The 20,259-nt window shown below is 40.9% G+C and carries 14 protein-coding genes and 1 pseudogene; 8 read left to right on the top strand and 7 right to left on the bottom strand.

Going from position 1 to position 20,259, the window contains the following annotated elements; all coding sequences use genetic code 11:
- The first annotated feature begins 379 nt into the window (after positions 1 to 379).
- A complete protein-coding gene (locus AYR53_RS02315) occupies positions 380 to 1,477 on the top strand; it encodes a prephenate dehydrogenase (RefSeq protein ID WP_068226040.1) in 1,098 nt (365 codons plus the stop codon).
- Between the two features lie 15 nt (positions 1,478 to 1,492).
- Positions 1,493 to 2,017 (top strand): shikimate kinase, encoded by a 525-nt coding sequence (locus tag AYR53_RS02310; protein ID WP_068226041.1) that lies wholly within the window; start codon positions 1,493 to 1,495, stop codon positions 2,015 to 2,017.
- Positions 2,018 to 2,529: 512 nt separating this feature from the next.
- On the opposite strand, the gene hflX is transcribed toward AYR53_RS02310, so the two are convergent.
- Positions 2,530 to 3,807, bottom strand: a complete 1,278-nt coding sequence (gene hflX / locus AYR53_RS02305) for a GTPase HflX (protein ID WP_068279596.1) — start codon at positions 3,805 to 3,807, stop codon at positions 2,530 to 2,532.
- Positions 3,808 to 4,807: 1,000 nt separating this feature from the next.
- On the opposite strand from hflX, the gene AYR53_RS02300 reads away from it, so the two are divergent.
- The 3 genes from AYR53_RS02300 to AYR53_RS02290 all read left to right on the top strand — a co-directional run bounded on the left by AYR53_RS02300 (position 4,808) and on the right by AYR53_RS02290 (position 9,943).
- Positions 4,808 to 5,392 (top strand): TetR/AcrR family transcriptional regulator, encoded by a 585-nt coding sequence (locus tag AYR53_RS02300; RefSeq protein WP_068226043.1) that lies wholly within the window; start codon positions 4,808 to 4,810, stop codon positions 5,390 to 5,392.
- 28 nt (positions 5,393 to 5,420) lie between these two features.
- A complete protein-coding gene (locus AYR53_RS02295) occupies positions 5,421 to 9,392 on the top strand; it encodes an MMPL family transporter (protein WP_068226044.1) in 3,972 nt (1,323 codons plus the stop codon).
- Between the two features lie 170 nt (positions 9,393 to 9,562).
- On the top strand, positions 9,563 to 9,943 hold the full coding sequence (locus tag AYR53_RS02290) for a DUF1694 domain-containing protein (protein WP_068226045.1): 381 nt from the start codon (positions 9,563 to 9,565) through the stop codon (positions 9,941 to 9,943).
- A gap of 120 nt (positions 9,944 to 10,063) precedes the next feature.
- Here AYR53_RS02290 and AYR53_RS02285 read toward each other — a convergent pair whose 3' ends face one another.
- From AYR53_RS02285 to AYR53_RS02270, 4 genes and pseudogenes are all read right to left on the bottom strand, one after another.
- The gene (locus tag AYR53_RS02285; protein WP_068279598.1) at positions 10,064 to 11,254 is read right to left on the bottom strand and encodes a multidrug effflux MFS transporter; all 1,191 of its coding nucleotides are present in this window, start codon (positions 11,252 to 11,254) and stop codon (positions 10,064 to 10,066) included.
- A 96-nt stretch (positions 11,255 to 11,350) separates the two neighbouring features.
- Complete coding sequence (locus tag AYR53_RS02280) at positions 11,351 to 12,142, bottom strand: metal ABC transporter permease (protein ID WP_068226047.1); 792 nt, start codon at positions 12,140 to 12,142, stop codon at positions 11,351 to 11,353.
- Positions 12,135 to 12,830 (bottom strand): metal ABC transporter ATP-binding protein, encoded by a 696-nt coding sequence (locus AYR53_RS02275; RefSeq protein ID WP_068226048.1) that lies wholly within the window; start codon positions 12,828 to 12,830, stop codon positions 12,135 to 12,137. The genes AYR53_RS02280 and AYR53_RS02275 overlap by 8 nt, the downstream gene beginning before the upstream one ends.
- Positions 12,802 to 13,720: pseudogene (locus tag AYR53_RS02270) on the bottom strand (metal ABC transporter solute-binding protein). Before AYR53_RS02270 ends, AYR53_RS02275 begins: the two are co-directional and overlap by 29 nt.
- Before the next feature lie 684 nt (positions 13,721 to 14,404).
- Between AYR53_RS02270 and AYR53_RS02265 the strand changes: the two are divergent.
- Together AYR53_RS02265 and AYR53_RS02260 are read left to right on the top strand one after the other, a co-directional pair.
- Entirely contained in the window at positions 14,405 to 14,998 is a 594-nt protein-coding gene (locus AYR53_RS02265) for a hypothetical protein (RefSeq protein ID WP_068226049.1), read from the top strand.
- A gap of 35 nt (positions 14,999 to 15,033) precedes the next feature.
- Entirely contained in the window at positions 15,034 to 15,795 is a 762-nt protein-coding gene (locus AYR53_RS02260; protein ID WP_068226050.1) for an alpha/beta hydrolase, read from the top strand.
- 99 nt (positions 15,796 to 15,894) lie between these two features.
- Here AYR53_RS02260 and AYR53_RS02255 read toward each other — a convergent pair whose 3' ends face one another.
- Both AYR53_RS02255 and AYR53_RS02250 read right to left on the bottom strand, forming a co-directional pair.
- A complete protein-coding gene (locus tag AYR53_RS02255) occupies positions 15,895 to 16,893 on the bottom strand; it encodes a ketopantoate reductase family protein (protein ID WP_068281254.1) in 999 nt (332 codons plus the stop codon).
- A 188-nt stretch (positions 16,894 to 17,081) separates the two neighbouring features.
- On the bottom strand, positions 17,082 to 18,392 hold the full coding sequence (locus tag AYR53_RS02250) for an IS1380 family transposase (protein WP_068279601.1): 1,311 nt from the start codon (positions 18,390 to 18,392) through the stop codon (positions 17,082 to 17,084).
- Between the two features lie 868 nt (positions 18,393 to 19,260).
- Here AYR53_RS02250 and AYR53_RS02245 point away from each other — a divergent pair.
- Positions 19,261 to 20,220, top strand: a complete 960-nt coding sequence (locus tag AYR53_RS02245) for an acyltransferase family protein (protein ID WP_068477231.1) — start codon at positions 19,261 to 19,263, stop codon at positions 20,218 to 20,220.
- Positions 20,221 to 20,259 lie beyond the last annotated feature (39 nt).

Raw genomic sequence — 20,259 nt, 5'->3', positions numbered from 1 at the left:
TTTTACCATTTTACAGAAAATAATTGACGGTTACCTTAATCTATGCTATTCTCATCATAATTTAATAATATCTGATGTGAACGTGATTAGGTTAGTAGCAATTTATCTCGGTGTTTAGAGAATTGACGAATGGTGCAAGTCAAGCAGGGTAACTTTGTGAATTATACGTTCAGAATCAATTGGCTTTTAGTCATTAATAGTTTGAGTGCAGCAAGTTATTTTGTTGAAATTGGGTGGTACCACGCAAAAGCGTCCCTGTTATCGTAATTGATAATGGGGACGCTTTTTAGTTTAACTAGTGGTTTAGAAAGTATTGCGGATTTTTTTCAAAACTATTTAAGTGGGCAACTTAGCTAAATTTTAGAAAGGGGTGACAGTTGTGGTAACGATCGTTATTAGCGGTTTAGGACTTATCGGCGGTTCGCTTGCGTTAAATATTAAAGAAGGGGTGGCGGGGGCCTATCTAATTGGTTTGGATAAAAATCAGACAAGTCTAACCTACGCCAAAAATACTGGCGTGATTGATGAAATTGGAACGGATTTGGCCACGGACGCGCCACGTGCTGATGTTATTATTTTGGCCACGCCAGTAACTGCAATTGAAGCCGCGTTTAAAATCTTGGCCAAGTGTCAATTAAAATCAGGGGTCATTGTTACTGATACAGGTAGTACTAAGCTGCAGGTTATCCAGGCGGCGGAGGTCCTTTGCGAGCAGGGAGTAACTGTGATTGGTGGACATCCGATGGCTGGTTCACATAAATCTGGTGTTAGAGCGGCCGACCGGGATTTATTCCGTAGCGCCTATTATTTTTTAGTTCCGGCACGTGCAAATCTTGAAGTGCCACTGCAATACTTAAAAAAAATATTGGCGCCGACACACGCTAAATTTCTTCAAATTACCCCGGCCGAGCACGATCATGTTGTTGGAGTGCTAAGTCATTTACCGCATATGCTGGCGGCAACCTTGGTTAACGAAACAACTAGTCAGTTTAAGGATTCACCGACCGCCTTACGCTTAGCAGCTGGTGGCTTTAAGGACATGACGCGAATTGCCTCGTCGGATCCTGAAATGTGGTCTGATATCTTGCTGACGAACGATCAAACGGTGCGTGATTTATTGGCCGATTACGTAATGCGGCTAAAACAATTGGATCAGGCAATTGCAGTTCAGGACAAAGCGGCCTTATTAACTTATTTTCAAGCGGCAAAAGTGACGCGTGATTCAATAACACCACAAAGGGCAGGAGCAATTCCAGGTTTTTACGACTTATTTGTTAATATTCCTGATCGCGCCGGTGCCATTGCACAAGTAACTGGGCAGCTAGCGGCAGGTGGACTGCAATTAGTTAACTTACAAATTTTAGAAACGCGTGAAGAGATTAATGGTATTTTACAATTAACCTTTGCAAGTGAAGCGGCAAAAGAAAAAGCGACAATAATTTTGGCAGCAATTTCGATTGCGGAAGTCCGAGCGTAAAGGGGAGCGAAAATAATGTTAACAGCAATTTTAATTGGTTTCATGGGTACGGGGAAAACAACAGTGGGGAATGTTTTAGCAATTAACACGCAACAACAACAGATTGATTTAGATGACGAGATTGTTTCGGCCGCGGGAAAATCAATTAAGCAAGTTTTTGCCGAAGATGGCGAAGCTGCTTTTCGTCAATTAGAAACAACGGTTTTAAAAACAGCGTTCAAGCGTAACGGAATTTTATCAACAGGTGGCGGTGTGATTGAATCGGAGACTAATCGGGCCGTTCTCGAGGCAACTGAAATTCCAATTATTTTTCTTAAAACTTTACCAACTGTAATTCTTGAACGATTAACCGGTGAAGATGCGGCCGTTCGCCCACTTGTAGGGCAATTAGGGCCAGCCGGATTGACTAGGCTATGGAAAAAACGTGAACCATTATATGAACGTATTTCTGATTTAACAATATTAACCGATGAGCTTACACCTGAAGAAGTTAGTGAAAGAATTGAAACTTTCCTTGTACAGAAGTCGGCAGTGAACTAAGTGATTTTATCGACACCATAAAAAGGAGGAGGAATGGGACAAAAGTCGCTTTTGGGTTTACTGCGTAACGTAAGCCAATTCAATAACCGTACTATGGTTATTGAATTGGCTGTAGTCGTGTTTGAAAAAACAGATTCCTGCGGTTGCCATGTTTCAACTTGGCGGTTTTTGCCGTAGTTGAATGGACAACGGATGAAGCATCTAGATTATTAGCGTTTTGTGCTAATAATCCTCAATTGCGGAATAGTAGCTACAACGGCCAAATCACCTTTTTCAAAGGTAATTCGTCTGTTTAGGCTAATCCTCAGAATCTAATCGTTTTTTCAAACACTTCCGTTAGGCACGTGAACCCAGACTTTTGGCGCACGTTCTAGAGTAACGTTCAGAAACAATGAGAGGCTAGGACAAAAGTCGAATTTGAAGCACGTTCTAGAGTAACGCCCAGAGAAAAGCAAGCGGCTAGGATTTTTGTCCTAGCCGCTTGCTTTTTGAATTTTTTAAATATAGTAGTACTAGTCGGTAATTTCAAACTGTGATAGGCGTTCATGATCAATTGGTAGAACATTGGCCTTAATTTTTGTACCTGTTTCAGTGTAGGTTTGTTCAACGATACTAGTATTCTCATTAAGGTAGTCGACCCATTTACCGGCAGCAAATGGAATTAAAAACGTGACTTGCTGCATATCAGCAAAGAGGGTGGCAGTGATCATCTTAGTCAATAATTTTAAGGAAGCTGGATCATTTGCCGCGTAAACTAGGTTATGTTCACCATTTTGCAGTGGGTAGCGCGTATCCTTTCGTAAATCGGCCTTATTGTAGGCGTAGATCATTGGAATATCAGTGACACCCATTTCATTCAGGTTTTTTTCAGTTACTTTGATCATTTCTTCATAGTGAGGATCAGAAAAATCGATGACCTGAATGAGCAAATCAGCCTGAGCGGCCTCAGCCAACGTTGAACGAAAGGCCTTGATTAACTGAGTTGGTAATTTATTAATGAAACCAACTGTATCGCTCAAGAGAAACTTCTTTTTGTCTGGCAGATTGATTTCACGAACACTAGTGTCCAGAGTAGCAAAAAGCATGTCCTTTTCAAAAACTTGTTTGGTTTCTTGTTCGTCAAACAAGCGAAGTAAACCATTTAAGGTAGTCGACTTACCAGCGTTAGTGTAGCCAACAAGCGCAACCGTTGGAATCGTTGTTTTATCCCGTTGTTTGCGCATTGTTTGTTGCGCGGTTTCCATCGTTTTTAATTCGTGATTGAGGTGCGTAATTTGATTCTTAATTGTTCGTTGGTTTAATTCCAGTTTAGTTTCACCACTACCACGGTTAGCGAAGCCTGGGCCACCACCTTGCTGCATGAGGTTAGCTTGTTCACCAGCTCGTAAGCGCGGCAACTCATAGCGTAGACGAGCGATCTGCACCTGCATTTTGGCTTCTTTGGATTTTGCCCGATTGGCGAAAATAGCCAAAATTAGCCGCGTCCGATCCATAAGGATTAATTTACCTAATCCCTTTTCTAAATTACGAATCTGAGAGGGGGTCAATTCATCATTTAATACGAGAACGGTTGCCTCATTTTCTTCAGCAAGTTGACGGATTTCATCAATTTTACCAATACCAAAATACGTTGCAGCGATTGGCTTATCAAGATTTTGGTTCACTGTGGCAACAACGGTCATGTTGTTGGCCTTAGCCAATTCCGTGAGTTCCGCCATGTCGTAATCAAAACTATCCTGTTGTTGGCTAACACCACCAACAATGACTTTAGTCAAATTCATTTCTTGCATAAAATTCCTTCCTGAAATTTCTCATTGTTCGAAATCTCATTGCCCACAAATTAAAGTGTGACTTTATTAAAAATGATTGAACTTAATAACAAGTCATAGGTAATTTGCTGCTTAATTATCTAAGCAAAATTTACGTTTAGGGGTGTTTGAAAAGGTGGTTAGATTCTGAGGATTACTAACGATGTCGATCGGACTAAGATGAACCAAAGTCCGAATCGCAGCCTAAACAGACGAATTACCTTTGAAAAAGGTGATTTGGCCGTTGTAGCTGCTATTCCGCAATTGAGGATTATTAGCACAAAACGCTAATAATCTAGATGCTTCATCCGTTGTCCATTCAACTACGGCAAAAACCGCCAAGTTGAAACATGGCAACCGCAGGAATCTGCCTTTTCAAAGACGTTTACACCAAATAAGTTAGGTAAATACTAGTAAAGGTATTTGCCAAAAGCGATCTAGGGAGTGTTTGGAAAAGCACAGAAGGCCGCCTTTAAGCAAAATTAGGCCAAAGTGGTCAGAAAAAATTAGTAGAAGTAATTATTTTCAAACACACACTAGGGAGATTACTTAATATAAAATGCACTATATTTCATGGTTGGGATACTCCTTTAAAAAAATAACTGGCACGATTGCTGCCGTTATTTTAAGCCGATTTACTAACAACTGAATTGTACCATGTTGCCGATTGTTTGCCAATTAAGCGTTTGGCAATGATCGAGCGCAACATTAAGCGCGCTTAAAGCAGACTTCTGAAATCGATTAGTTAGTGTTGGCCAAACTTATCGGTATCAAAGCTCCATTATGGATATATTCTATCCTTGACATTCTAAAAAATGCGAGTAGGATATACTTTTGTAAATAACGGAATGAACGTTCATTCCTAAACGGATTTCGATCGATAAATTTGCTACTTACATAAGTGGTTTTCCAATTACGTTATGTTGTTTTGGTTGGAAAAAACAGTTAAGCAAAAAACAGAAACTATGAAGAAGGTGAAGTTGTGACGGCAAAACCGCTTGAAAAACGCCGTTTGATTTTGAAAAGAGCATTAACATTATTTGCCAAAAAAGGATATGAAGTCACAACTGTTCCTGAAATTGCGACGGCGGCGGATGTTGGTGTAGGAACGATTTATCGCTATTTTAAAAGTAAGAATGCAATTTTTAATGAATTATATCAAAACATTATTACAACTTTAACGTTGGCCTTGCGAAAATATTATCCAGTTGATGGTACGGCCAAAATGCGCTTTGACGCTATTTATACGACTGGCATTCGCCTTATTCGCCACCACGTGCAAGAAGTTTACTTCATTAACAATCACGTTTTTAATGACGCCCTTGATCAAACGAGTGTTACTGCTAGGGAGGACCTAGCCCATTTTATTCGTCAATTTATTTTAGATGGGCAGGCCGATGGGACATTTAAAAAAAGTGATCCTGACGTTCTAATATCAATTTTGTATGGTTCGCTAATCTTCACAATTGAGTTTTTACTAAGTACCCGCCAACTCAAAAATGTAGATCTAGAAAAAATTTTTGCTGAACTGCAGGAAAGCTGCTGGGATGCATTTGCAAAGAAATAAATTTGGGTAGAAAGAGATGACTTGTAAAATGAAACGATTTGTTGATCGGCATATTGGCGCACTGATTGCTTGGATAGTTATTGTCATTATTGCAATTGTGGCTTTGCCGAACACTTCACAGTTAGTACGGGATAAGGGGCAAACCAAAATTCCGGCTTCTGCACAGAGTCAAGTTGCCAATGTAATTCAGAATCATTGGGGACGGGGACAAGGAAATACGCGACAAGTAGTTGTTGTTTTTAATAATGGTAATAAGAAGTTAACGGCCAATCAGAAAGATAATATTGACCAAACCATTAAAAATTTTCGTGATAATAAAAAACATTACGGTATTAAGGCAGTAACTGCTGCCAGTGATAATGCCGAAGCAAAAAAACAGTTGATTTCAAAAGATAAATCTACTGAGTTGGTTCAGTTTATGGTTTCTAAGAAGGCAACCGTTCGTGATATGAACGCAAAAATCACTAAAGGTGCCAAAACGCCAGGAGTTAAGAGCTATGTTACTGGTAGTGATATTTTAAACGATGACTTTACGCAGGCTACTGAAGAAGGCCTCAAGAAAACTGAAGTGATTGCGGCAATCTTCATTTTCATTGTTTTAGTCATTGTCTTCCGCTCACCGATCGTTCCGTTGATTTCATTACTAACGGTTGGCGTGTCGTTCATTACGTCTTTAAGTATCGTTATGAACTTGGTTTCTCGTTTCAACTTTCCGCTATCTAACTTCACTGAAGTTTTCATGGTGGTTGTGCTCTTTGGGATTGGGACGGATTATAATATTCTACTGTTCGATCAGTTTAAGGAAGAACTCAGTCGTGGTGTTTCCAATGAAAAAGCGACGATGGCTGCCCGAAAAGTGGCTGGACGGACGATTTTATTTAGTGGGACTTCCGTTTTAATTGGATTTACAGCGTTAGGCTTAGCTAAATTTTCAATCTATCAGTCGGCAGTGGGTGTTGCCATTGGGGTTGCGGTCTTACTCGCAGTTTTATTGACGTTAAATCCATTCTTTATGTCGGTTCTCGGCAAGCGGATGTTTTGGCCAACCAAAAACTTTGATGGTCATAGTACCAGTAAGCTTTGGCACGGTTTATCCAGCCGTTCCGTTTTACACCCATTTATTGCGTTGGGAATTGTTTTAGTCGTTACGTTACCGTTTTTGTTTACGTACAATAATCATTTAGATTACGATAACTTAGATGAATTAAGCGATAGTTTACCGGCAAAAGAGGGCTTCCACGTCGTTCAGGATCATTTTTCAAAGGGAACCGCGGAGCCTTCAACACTGTACATTAAATCAGACAAAAAATTAAACAATGAACAGTCACTTAAATTAATCGATCAAGTAACCAAAAAGTTGCAGAAGGCTAAAGGCGTTAAAACCGTAGCCTCCGTCACGCAACCAGGTGGTTCAGCGATTAATGAATTATACGTTGATAATCAGGTTGGAACAGTTACTAAGGGTATGAAATCCGCCGGTAAGGGTCTAACTAAGATCAACAAAGGACTTACTTCGGCTAGTGATCAGCTCGGTTCTAGCAACATGACTAGCGGATTATCTAGCGTTCAGCAATTAATTGATGGCACCGGTAAGCTAACCGATGGCAGTCAACAATTGGCTAGCGGTGCGGGCCAACTTGCTACAGGGGCCAATACCTTGAGTGGCGGTATCGGTCAGTATACAACTGGTGTCGCAGCACTAGGCAGTGGTATTTCGCAGCTAAATAGCAGTACAGGTACCCTAGCAGGTGGTGTTAGTCAATTAACTAGTGGTGCTTATACGCTTGATGGTGGCTTAGGTCAGTATACGAATGGTGTTGGCACATTGAGTAATGGCCTGAACCAATTATCCGCTTCATCGGGTACGGTTAATTCCGGTGTTAGTCAGTTAGTTAGTCAAACGCAGCAATTACCACAGGCTGTCGCTGGATTAACTGCGTACAACAATGGTGTTTATTCAGGTATTACAAAAATAAATAACACACTTGGGCAACAACAGGGTCAATTACAGCAATTATCAACGGCTGCCAACAGCCTTGGCACGATTAAGAGTCAAGCGGCCACTGTTCAAACTGAATTAAATCAGTTAAAGCAGTTGGAAGGAACCCTAAATCAGTTACAGCCAATGATTAAATCAATGCAAAGCGCCCAACAACAAATTACGGCGTTGCAACAAAGTGCTAATCAATTAGGTAGTCTACAAACGCAAGTTAGTGGCCAATTAAATACGGTTGGTCAAAACGACGGTACGATTGCCAGCCTAGCCGGTTCAATTGATAAAACAAAGTTGTCTAGTGATGACCAGGCTAAATTAGGCCAAATTGAATCATCAGCCGGTAAAAACGTAACAACAGTCCAATCTGTTGGCAAAGAAATGACAACGTTAAGCCAACTTAATTCCAGTCTGGATTCGTTATCTAATTTGACTAAATCAATGCCTGATGCAGACACCTTGAATCAATTAAATAACTCACTTTCAGGGTTAACTAAGATGACCACTGATGCACAAAACTTATTAAATGAAACTAATAAAATTCCTTCAGCGGCAAGCTTACAAGGTTTATCGAGTCAGATGACGAAATTAACTAATGGACTTGGCCAATTAGAAACCACGGCCCAGAGTTCGAAGCAAATTGCTGATCAACTCAACACAGGAGTTAACGGTGCTGGTGTGGATACAACTGATGCCAATACTATCGCGGCAACGATTGGTAATTCTACGATGTTAAGTCAAGTGAGTCAGTTATCTTCTGGTTTGCAGCAATACACTGGCGCCGTTAACCAGGCAGCAACAGGTGCTAATCAGTTAACTGCTAATTCGACAGCTTTGACTAGCGGTGCTAATCAGTTAGCTGGTGGCCTAGGTCAATTAAATGGCCAAGTACCACAGTTGACTAGTGGTATCAGTCAACTAAATAGTGGTGCTCAACAATTAACGGGTAACTCAAGTACACTGCAGTCTGGTGCTAATCAGTTGGCCAGCGGGGCAAATCAATTAGGTCAAAATGCACCGCAATTAACGGCTGGCTTAATCCAGGTAAATAATGGACAAAAGACGATGTACACGACGTTGCAAGGCTTAGTTGGACAGATGCAAACCTTACATGACGGCCTAGTTACTGCTGGTAATGGAATCCACACCATTAATAAGGGTGTTGGTTCGGCGGATAGTTACTTGACTGGTTTGCAGAAGTCAGAAGCTGCTAAGACGTTCTATATTCCGAAGAGTGCTTTGAAGGGGAAGACGTTTAAACAATCAATTAATACTTATATGTCTGCGGATAATAAGGCAACTAAGTTTACAATTGTTTTGAACACTAATCCAAGCTCAGCAACTTCAATGGCACGGATTGATCATTTACAAACAGAGGTTCAAAATGAATTGAAAGGGACACCTTTAGCAAACGCCAAAGTTGCAATTGGCGGGCAAACTGCCGTAACTTCAGATACGCATAAGATTGCTAGTCAGGACTTTGTTCGGACGGCAGCAATTATGTTAGGTGGTATTCTGATAGCCTTGATGTTCATTACGCGCTCTGTTTTACAACCATTCTACATCTTGGGCACGTTACTGTTAGCCTATGTTACCTCCTTAGGCCTAACACGGTGGGTTAGTAATGTATTCTTAGGTCAGAGTATGCTGACTTGGAACACACCATTCTTCTCCTTCGTTATGTTAATCGCTTTAGGTGTTGACTACAGTATCTTCTTAATGATGAAGTACCGTGAATTTGGACTTGAAGGTGGTACACCAAGTACGCGAATTGTTTCGGCTTCCGGAATTATTGGAGCAGTTGTCTTATCGGCTGCAATTATCTTGAGTGGTACGTTTGCGGCCTTAATGCCGTCTGGTGTCTTAACCTTAATTCAGGTTGCGTTAGCCGTTATCATTGGACTCGTAATCTTGGTATTCATGATTCCAGTCGTTATTTCAAGTTTAATTCGTTTGACTTACCCAATTTCGGATAAGTTGAATGAAAATGAAAAGAAGCGTAAGTAGTGTAAAAAAGGTACTAGACCATGTTTTTTATGGTGTAGTACCTTTTTTGTGTATTCAGTAGAATTTGGGTTGTTTTAATTGAGTGCTAAAAATTTGTTTTCGTGCTACGCTTAGTTGGAAAATTACCCGAAAGTTTAAACAGTAGTAAGAGACAGGTTAGGTGAATAAAAATGGCTAACGAAATGCAAGAATACCTTAGAACACATTTGTTTGGAACACCACAGTTAAAGCCAGATGAAAAGCGGGCCTTTCTAGGCAACTTTCGCGAACGAGTGGCAATGGCGGTAACTGTTGGTCAACTACGTACGCCCAAGGCCGAGTCCGTTATTAAAACGGTACTCACGCGTTATCCGCAGTACCGAATATATCTCAACGGCCGAATGGGGAAAACGTTGATTAACCGCTATATGCGGCTAGCAGTCGCGTTGGATTATCCGTTCACGATCTTAGCGCAAATGGGTGTCCGCGTTCAGCGTGACGTAACGGATCGTGATTTTGGTCTAGTGATTGCCTCTCCAGATGGCAAGATTAAGCGGCCAGTGGTGTTGTAGCCAGCGGAGTGAGACAAAGGTCGGTTTTGGTGCACGTTCTAGAATAATGATCGGAAACAATAAGAGGCCAGGACTTTTGTCCCGGCCTTTTACTGTTTGAAGCTATTACTAAATCTCTGATTATTTAGTAGTTGGGTGGTCCGTTTTGCCGATGGTTAGCTGATAAGTCATGAGGGCTGCAACTTCACACATTAGAATTAAGGCCGCCATTGGTAAATAAGTATCTCTTCCCATGATACCGACAAAGGGCGATAGTAGGCCACCAATTAAATTCTGACTAAGCCCCAATACGGCCGAGGCGCTACCGGAATTCTTTTTCTCATGTTGCATAGCTAGTGATGACGCAACTGTACTGACAATGCCAACCATCGAGACGATTAAGAATAATGGTGCAACGACATAACTTAAGTGATGGGGCAAAAATAGCGTTATAAATAATAAAATTGCGCCTAATAACGCGACCAAAACGCCACCTTTTAGTACGTGACGTTCATCATAACGAGTTGCTAAGCTGCCAGCAAGCTGGGACATTACGACGATACCGAGGCCGTTTACTGCGTAGAGTAGGCTAAAGCCTTGTGATGAAAGGCCAAAAATATTTTGTAACATAAAACTAGAGCCAGATATATAAGCAAATAGGCCACCAGAAACAAGACCATTAACTAACGTGTAACCCATGAATATTTTATCGTGCAGAAGCTGTTTTAAGACGAGACCAGTTTTAGTCCGTTCGTTAGTGGTTGGTGCGGGTAATGTTTCTTGCAAGCCAAATAATACGAGAAAAAAAAGGCCAATCCCAATGGCCGTTAAGATGTAAAAAATACCACGCCAATTGGTGAACGTTAAAACAAAACCGCCAATAATCGGGGCAATCACCGGGAAAATACCGTTAACTGCCATAAGCAGTGCGTAAAATTTGGTCAGCTTTTTTCCGGAAAAAAGATCGCTGGCAATTGCCCGTGAGGTTACTAAACCCGCAGAACCGGCCAAACCTTGAATAAAACGTAGAATGATTAGCCACCAAATATTAGTTGCAAGACTGGCCAAGAGTGAGGCCAACGTGAAAAAAATGAGGCCCATTAAAGTTGGTTTTTTACGGCCAACCTTGTCACTGTAAGGACCGATAAAAATCTGCCCAATGGCTAAACCGATTAAACAAGTAGTGATTGATAACTGGGTTAATGACGTTGTAGTGTGCAATTGTTGCTGTAATTCGGGTAACGATGGCAAGTACATATCCATGGACAAGGGTCCAAAAGCGCTCAAAGTTCCCAATAAAACGATTAACCAAATTTCCCGCCGTTTCGACATCTTATTGCCTCCAAGTTAAAGTGGACTGACTAGCGCTTAAATTCTGAGGTAAGGAGCCTGGGCGCTTTTCCAAACATCTCTGGCCTTGCCAACCATTTACTGGCGCAAACGATTATAACTCAGAGCCGCAAAATAAAACAAGCATTCAATCGAAGCAATGAAGAAACTTACTGGCCAGTTGGTAATGTAACCGAGGCAAAGACCGCCCCAAACGCCGACCAGAGCCATTAGGATAGCGACAACCATCATTCCACTAACCGTGTGCACAAAGTATTTTGCACTGGCAGCTGGTAAGGTTAATAAAACAAAGATTAGAAGTGAGCCGACGATTTGGGCAGCAACACTGACAGAAAGTGCTAGTAGGACTAGGAAAATAATTGATAAAGCGTTGGTCCAAAGTCCCTTAACCTGAGCGCCAATTGCGTCAAAAGAATCAAACTTTAAATCGCGGTAAACAAAGGCAATAATAATTAAGACTAAGGCTGACAACTCGATTACTTGAATCACGTTTGTGTGATTGATACCAATGATACTGCCGAATAAAATATTGGTGGCATAGCTAGCATTTTTATTGGATAAGGAAAGAAATAAAATACCAAGACCTAAGAAAAGACTCGAAATCGCGCTAATTGATGCTTCACGGCGGGCTTGTTTAACACTTAGTTGGCCTACAATGACCGAACTAACCATGGTAAATAAAAGCATACCATTTAGCGGTGGCCAGCTCATGAAGACACCAAATGCTGCACCGGAAAAACCAATTTCGGATAAAGTATGGGTTAAAAAAGACATATTTCGTGCACTGACGAAGACGCCAATAATGCCGCTAATGATTGCGATAAAGGTGCTGGCGACAAAGGCATTGCGCATAAACTCTAAACTAAACATCACTGACCTCCTTGACATCAGCCTCACTTAATTCACCAATCGGACCGTACTTAAAACTAGTCGGCCGTAAAAGTAAAAAATTATCCGCGTATTTTTGTGCTAATGGTAAATCATGGGTAACAAAGATAACACTTAGTTGCGTTACTTGGTTGAAATGTTTAACCAGGTCCAACAATTCATATTTCATAACGTTATCTAAACTAGCCGTTGATTCATCCAAGATTAACAGATTAGGTTGTTCAACTAAGGCTTGAGCAAGATAGGCCTTTTGCTTTTCACCGCCAGAGGCCATTCCTAATGGCCGATTCTGGATTCTTTGGAGATTAGTTTGTGCAATAATCTGGTCAACTTGCTGCCGTTCCTTACGGGATAACCACGGCAACTTAATGCCACTTAAATTAAGGCTGATGAAATCGCGAATTGATAAGGGGTATTCCTCATCAATGTTGCGAAACTGCGGAACATAACCAAACGTGACTGCTTTGCGATTAGGAAAGAACTGCACGTTACCTGCGGCAGGCTTTAGTTGTTGTAGAATTGTTCGAATTAAAGTCGTTTTACCAACACCATTTTCACCAACAACACTTAGAAATTCACCTTTATGAAGACTAAAGTTTAAATTTTCAAAAACACGGTGATTGGGAAAAGCTACTTTTAAGTTATTTACGCGTAGAATTGGATCGGTCATTGTTTAGCCCCTTTTGAATAGTTTCAAGTTGATTGTACTGCTTTAGCATCCATTCTTTATAGGTCAGTCCCTTAGGCAAAGTCTCAGTGACTTTTAAAATGGGGACGTTATTATCTTTAGCTAACTTAATAAGATTATTAATAATTTTGTCGTTGGCTTGCGTGTTTTCAACAAAAAATGCAATCTTATGGCCTTTAATGTCTGCCTGCATGGCCTTTATATCCGCTGGTGAAGGATCCGTGCCATCCTCTACTGATTTGGCAAAATGAGTATTATTAACCTTGTAGCCAGTTTCGGCTAATGCATAATCAAACACTGGCTCGCTAACATCTACTTTTTCACCGTTACTGTGTTGGCGGATTGTCGTGATTTTATTATCAAGCGTTGCTAATGATTTTATGTAACGTTGGGCATTCTTATGGTAAGCCGCTTTATGCTTTGGATCACGTTTGGCGTATAAAGCGGCTAGACGATTAGCCAATTTGGGCACCGTTTTTTTATTATACCAGAGATGTTCATTATCGCCGTCTTGTTTTTTCATGATATCCTCGCCAACACGGAGATCGGTCACTCCTTTCTGATTGTTGGCCTCAACGAGCTTTTGCATCCAGCTATCATAGCCAAGACCATTTGATAGAATGATTTGGCCCTTAGCAACGTCTTTAGCTGTTTGTGTTGTCGGTTCAAAGTCATGGGGATCAAATTGCTGGGTTTGTAATGATTGATTGTACGTGACCATGGTTGCCAAGGACTGCCTTTGCAATTTCACCATAAAAATCAAGCGAGCTAATCACAGTGATCCCCTTTTGTTTAACTGGCTGCGTTGCCTGACAGCCGGCTAAGAAAAGTACCGTTATTAAAAATAATAAGCCTAAATTTCGTTTCTTCATTTGAATAAGAGCCTCCGGAAAATCAAGTGTTAGTATAGGAAGTATTAAAAAATTTGAATTCTAAGTATTACTGACTGTACTGGCGTAAACTTAGCCAGAGATTCAATTTTCAAACATGTTTTAGCGTAAAATAGCAAGCATACTTTAAATAATGTTATTTGGATTTAGTAATATTGCGGCTTCACTCAAAATTATTTCAAGTGTACACTAAGATTGTTATACTGAAAATTAGATGTTGTCAGTAAAGTGATCTAAAAAGTAGCTATTACTATTTAGATCACTTCACCCAGTTTACCGGTGTATTTTATTTTGTCAAGAAAATTTCTGAAAATTGGTTACTTGATGCGCTCCTTTTGAGTTAATGGGCGCTAATACAGGCGTGTTTAAAAGATGCTTGGCTACCAAACACGTTTCCACTAAATTAGTTAGGGAGTGGAACAAAGGCCGATTTTGGATTAGCTGAAGTTGTGCTTGAAAAAGCAGTTTCCTGTGGTGATCGAGGTGAACTTAGTCCGATCGACAGCGTCAGCGAGGCCAGTAATAATCCCCAATTGTAGAGTAAAATCTGACCACTTTTTCAAACACTCGTGGCACGTGGACCAGATTTTTGGCGCGCTAACTTTTACCAGATTAAGGGAAGTTAATCATAAAAATCATAAAACGTTTAGTAGGATGTGAACTAAATTGACTGTCAGTAAACAAATACAGGCGCAAATTCAAAAATACGCGAAAGTGTGCACCAAATTACCATTAACCGCTGATGAGCCTACCTATTTTGAGCGAATGGGCGAGCGGGCTAACGTTGAAATTAACCGACACCATCACCAAATTGGCGGTTTGCGGATTGCACCACAAGCGCACTTGGAAGAGGCGGAGGAGCTGGCTGGCTACATGACTGATTATGTTCAGGATTGTGTGGAAAAGAAACAGATGACCGAGCAGGCTGCGCTGGAGCAGGCAAAAAAGGTTTTTACCCGACATAGTCCAGATAATCCATTAGTTGTCGACGAGCGCTACAATCAGTGGCAGGCTTATTATCGCGAAATTGATAATCAAACCAAGCAGGCAATCTGGTTACTTTATTTAAGTCGAATGCTGTTTGGCCTTGTTATTGGTGGAATTTTAGGAATCTTTGGTGAAATTTGGTATGAGGATCAAGTTGTAGGGATGATTTTTTGGATTATGCTGTTACTTGGACTAATATTAGGTTTTGCAATGGGTTTGGCAACGAATGCTTGGATAGCGTTACGCAGTAATTCAACTAATAAAAAGCGTTGAGGTAGTTGTGTTTAAAGGAGATCTGGTGGGTAAAAATGCGTAAGATTAGTAAGGCTATTGTCAGCGTTTTGGCGGTTATTTTTGTTGGTGTGTTAAGCTGGAACGTTTATTTCAACCAACGGGCACAGGTCTTAAAGGGTGTTTCAGTTAAACAAGAACAAACGGCCACTATTTTTGTGCCGGGTTTACATGGGCGTTATTCTTTTACGGGAATGATCCACCGTTTAAATCATTACGACATTGCACAGCACGCGCTAACGGTAAATGTCAGTAAAAAGGGAAAGATCAAGGTTCATAAGCTGGCACCGCTAAAGGATAATCCAACGATTAAAATTCTCTTTAGTGCTGACGCCGAACCCAAAAAAGAGGCCAAACAGTTAGTGGCTGTTATGCAAACACTAAAACGTGATTACCATATTCAAAAAATTAATTTAGTTGGTCATTCTAGTGGTGGTAATATCATTTTTGATTATCTAACCGCTACCAACGGGCGGCCAGATTTACCAACACCGGAAAAATTTGTTAGTATCGCGACAACCTATCCTAATCGGAAACAACAGGCTAAACAGTTGCCCGCCAATTTAAAGATTTTGAATATTGCTGGTGAAATTGATCATTACCACTCAGATGGTGCCGTTTCGGTGGCCGATGATTTAGCGATGGGTAAGTTAGTTGAGCCATACGTGGCTAGTTATCAGGCACGGACCATTCACGGTAATATTTTGCATACTTTTCATAGTATGCTGCACGAAAATCCAGATGTTGATAAATTAATTGCAAACTATTTATACCAATAAAAAAGCACAATTTAGGTCCAACACGACTGATTTGTTCAGTGAGCGGGCTTAGATTGTGTTTTTTAGTTTATTTATTGCTACAAAAGTAAGTTAATTGTTTTAAGCGATACTATTTTCCTCAGTGGCCATCTGCTTAGCAGGTGCCTGTTTATATTTACGCATCATTTCGGCCAAATGTACTTCGTGGGTGATAAATTCATGTGTTCGGCAAATATAATCATGTTCACGGCCTATTTTGGCAATATAACCATTGATGTAATCCACTTCTGTTGGCCGTCCTTTAGAAAAGTCCTGGTACATAGACGGGTAATGCAGTGGGTTACTAACACGACTAACGTAATCTACGGATTCAATTTCTTGTTGCCGGGTTTCAATCATTTGAATTCCAGCGCGCTCACAAGCATCATAAGATTCGTTCATCAATTGGGTGGACATTTCCTTAGCACCAGGATATTCGATGAATTGGCCCATTGTAAGTTCAAACATCGTGCAAAGTGTGTTGACGACAGCGTTGAAAACCACTTTCGACATTAATGTTCCCATAAAGTTTGTTGTAATGATCGGATTTAGATTGGCCGCTTTGAAATCCTTTTCGACGGCTTTGATGTTATCGTTGATTTCTTCAGTGTAGTTAGCCATATGCATTTCACCGGCGCCAGACTCACCCATGAAGTCAACATCAGCTGGCCCGTTAAGGACAGTCGCAATCATAGCGGTACCACCAATGATTTGATCATCATTAAAGTAGTTGCGTAATTTATCGATATGGCCCATACCGTTCATCGCGGAAAAGACGATTTGGTGATCGTTAAATAGAGGGGCACAACGTTTTAACATGTCAGCAAGCTGCATTTGTTTCATGAAAACGATCCAAACATCAGGTTTGCCTTGATATTCTTCAGGGTAATAAATGTTAATTGGGACAATATGTCGATTTTGATGATTCCGGGAAACTGTTACGCCGCCTTGCTCGCGAACTTTTTCAACATTCGGTTGCCAAGTATCGATAAAATCAACATCAACCCCAGCGTTTTCTTGTAATAAAACACCATAACGATACCCCATAGCGCCTGCACCAATAATTCCCGAATTATTCATACGAGGTTTAATATCGGCATACCGCACAATTTTGGACCAATTCTCGTGCTGCTATGGCGTAGTCAAACCAAGATGTACTGTTTTTGCTAAAGGCTACCAAATTATGGGGCTGGATAAATTTTTGATCCTCAATTTTGAGCATACTTGCCCCTTGGCCGAACCGACTTTTTTTGATTTTTTGCACCAGTTTAGCCCCACTGTAGCGCTTGGATTCGAGCTAACAGTTGATAAAACAAATCCTGATAGACGTGGTGGCGGCTTAATTTTAGATAAAGTTGCCGGCCGCTGGTCACCAGCTTACCCGCTACTTTAAACAGCCATAAGCGCAAGGTTGTAACCTGTAATCGCTGATGTTGTACAGGCAACAATTGGCGCATCAAGCTGACTAAATTATAAGCGAGGACACTGAGCATCATGCGGGCATAATTTGGTATAAATTGCGAGCTAGTCATTTTATCCAGGTAAAAGCCAGCCTTGGCTTCCTTGATATAGTTTTCCATTTGACCCCGTTGGTGATAGGCGTGAAATGCATCTTCGGCGACAAAACTCGTTAAATTGGACACGAGGTATTCATGTTGAAATAACAATTCACCAGCTGGTCGAGTTGATTTAATATAGATCTGGCGCGGCTTAGACCATGATCGGGCTTGATAAGACGCGCGATAATAATGGACCTCGGTCTCAGTCCAATTCTGCTCATCACTGATCTGAACAAAACGTTCAGCCAGTTGGTTCAGCCGCCGATTGGCTTTCAGGCGGATCAAGTAAAAAGTGTCGTTGGCTTCACAAGTTTCGTATAATTCTGGAGTCGCAAAGCCACTATCCCCGCGGACCAAGATATCAGCGTTCGGTTTGACTTGATGATAGTGCTGTAGTAGTGGTGTGATAAAGGGGGCAATATCCGTACTGGTATAAACATTACCTGGGCGCAATTGAGCCTTTAAACAGTGGCCCGTTTGCCCGTCAAAAGCGACCAGCGGATGGTAACCCGTGGTACCGTAATGCGCATTAAAGGCCGTTTTTTCCTGATGACCATGAGTATCGGCGTGAGTCGAGTCAATATCGGGGATCAGCTGTTGTTGCTTGGCGCCAGTCCACGCTTGGTCAAGCAATGCTTGATTCAACGTTTGTAATGAGGTGATGGTCTGCTCGTCACAGCGTTGCCAAAAACGGGATAATGACGGTTGTGAGGCCAATTGCGGTTGTGCCAATAGTAATTTAAATGTGGGGTCATTGCGCAAACTGGTGGCAGCTAGATCGGCCGGGTAACCGGCGATCAACTGCAGCACGACCTGTTCTAGTAGACTAACGTTGCTGTAACGAGCGTAATGGCGCTGGTCATCAAAATGGACTAATTGATACGCTAAGGTCGTGAAATTGAGTTGCGCCATTAATTCTTTGACCAACACTAGCCCAGCATCAGTGGAAAGTTCACCACCAGTGTGCGAAATATGTAATTTAGGATTGAAATTAACTCGTTTTCCCGGTAAAGTTGCCATGAGAAGGACCTCTTTCTTTGGGTGGATAGCTGACTTGTGGTGAATCAACTATACCAAATCGGAGGTTCTTTTTCTGCACTAAAAAGGTGAAAAATAAAAAACACAGTACCGCCCATGATACCGGGGTGACACTGTACTTGGAGAACTTATGGTGAATAATTCAGGATAATTGTATATTTCATAAAAAATCATCCTTTCAGTTTTAATTAAAAATAAATGTGATATTAATGATAAAAATAAAAAACGCCCTGCAGAGCAAATACTCTGTAGGACGTTTTCACGTGTTACCACCTAAATTTCGCTACTGTTTCACAACAATAGCCTCAGTTCGTTTATTGATTCCGGACGCAGCAGACGCTACACCAATAAACGTAGCCGTTAAGGCGGACCACACCTACTTCTTGAAGCCAAGAAGTAACACCAATCTATCCTTTTTGCAAGTGGCCTAATACCTTCTCAGCGGTGGTATTTTCTGTTGATAAACACGCTTGCTAATTCCGATTAAATTGTTATGTGCTTTTATCATTTATATTTAATGTTTCTCACTTTACACGTAAATTTGGACAACGTCAATACCTTTTCTGAAATAATTTAGTCATATTTTAGCAAGCTATGTTTAAACATACTAATCTGTAGTGTATGGCGTTTTAGTTGCTCAATTGATAACGAAAGACAAGTTAGTATTTGTTTAAAATAGACGATTAAATGTGACGTAAAATTAAATTAAGCGCGTTATTTGGCGCGCTTGAAATGAAACTGTCGCATTTTACAGCAACATTTTCGGAAAACACCAAAAGTTTAACCACTTTATCTTCACATTTCCCGTTTAGGCTTAAAAGTAGAAGTCAAACGGTGAAGGAGATGGATTATGCGGCGAAGGATTGATTGGATTGATATCGCAAAGGCATTAGGAATCATCGCAGTAGTCATCGGTCACGCTGCGCCAGTTCACGGTACTTTCTTTAAGGTTTTGTACTGGTGGCACATGCCGTTATTTTTCGTTATGGCTGGCTTCTTTTTAAAACCAGTTGCTAAAAAAGATTATTTAAACTTCTTGAAAGAGAAGTTATTGCCCTTATACCTGCAATACCTATTCGTGGGTTTTGTATTAACACTTATTAATGCTGTAATGGAACAAATGTCAGTCAATAATTTCTTACAAGCAATTGGTGATCTATTTTATGGTGGTACGTTACTGAATGGGACGCTGAGTGCTTTTTGGTACATGACAGTTTACTTACTAGCAGTTGCAGCCGCGGTGGCGATTATTTCGTTTATTAAAACTGGTTGGCAGCAATGGTTGCTTGTAATAATCATTTTTGTAATTGGTGTAACCTATAAAAATGCGCAGGCAGTTTTTGGCTTTCCTTTACCAGGTGATGCCGACGTTGCGTTATGCGCCTTGCTTTACACTTACGTTGGTTATCGTGGTTTTCGACTGCTTAAGCGAAGGATTAGCAATCGGCCCTTGTTAATTGGGGTTGCAACTCTTGCCAGCGGGCTTATCATTGCCCAGCAACAAGGAATTTTTGATTTTAAATTCTATTTAAAGTCACACACAATTACTGAAAAATGGTTAACGATTGCTGTGCCGTTAGTCTTTTGTTTATTGATCTTCATGTTTGCTTACTGGCTGCAATATACACCAGCATTGCATCTGTTTCTTTTAATTGGCCGCCATACGCTAACTATTATGTACGCCCACAAATTGGTTTTCGCAATTTTAGAACAAATTCATATTCCTGAATTATTCACCATAAGTTCTCCAAGTACAGTGTCACCCCGGTATCATGGGCGGTACTGTGTTTTTTATTTTTCACCTTTTTAGTGCAGAAAAAGAACCTCCGATTTGGTATAGTTGATTCAC

It is taken from the genome of Loigolactobacillus backii, assembly GCF_001663675.1.
In the GTDB taxonomy this organism is placed as follows: domain Bacteria; phylum Bacillota; class Bacilli; order Lactobacillales; family Lactobacillaceae; genus Loigolactobacillus; species Loigolactobacillus backii.
Note: the sequence above shows the minus strand (reverse complement) of the source record. Positions and strands in the feature narration are given on the sequence as shown.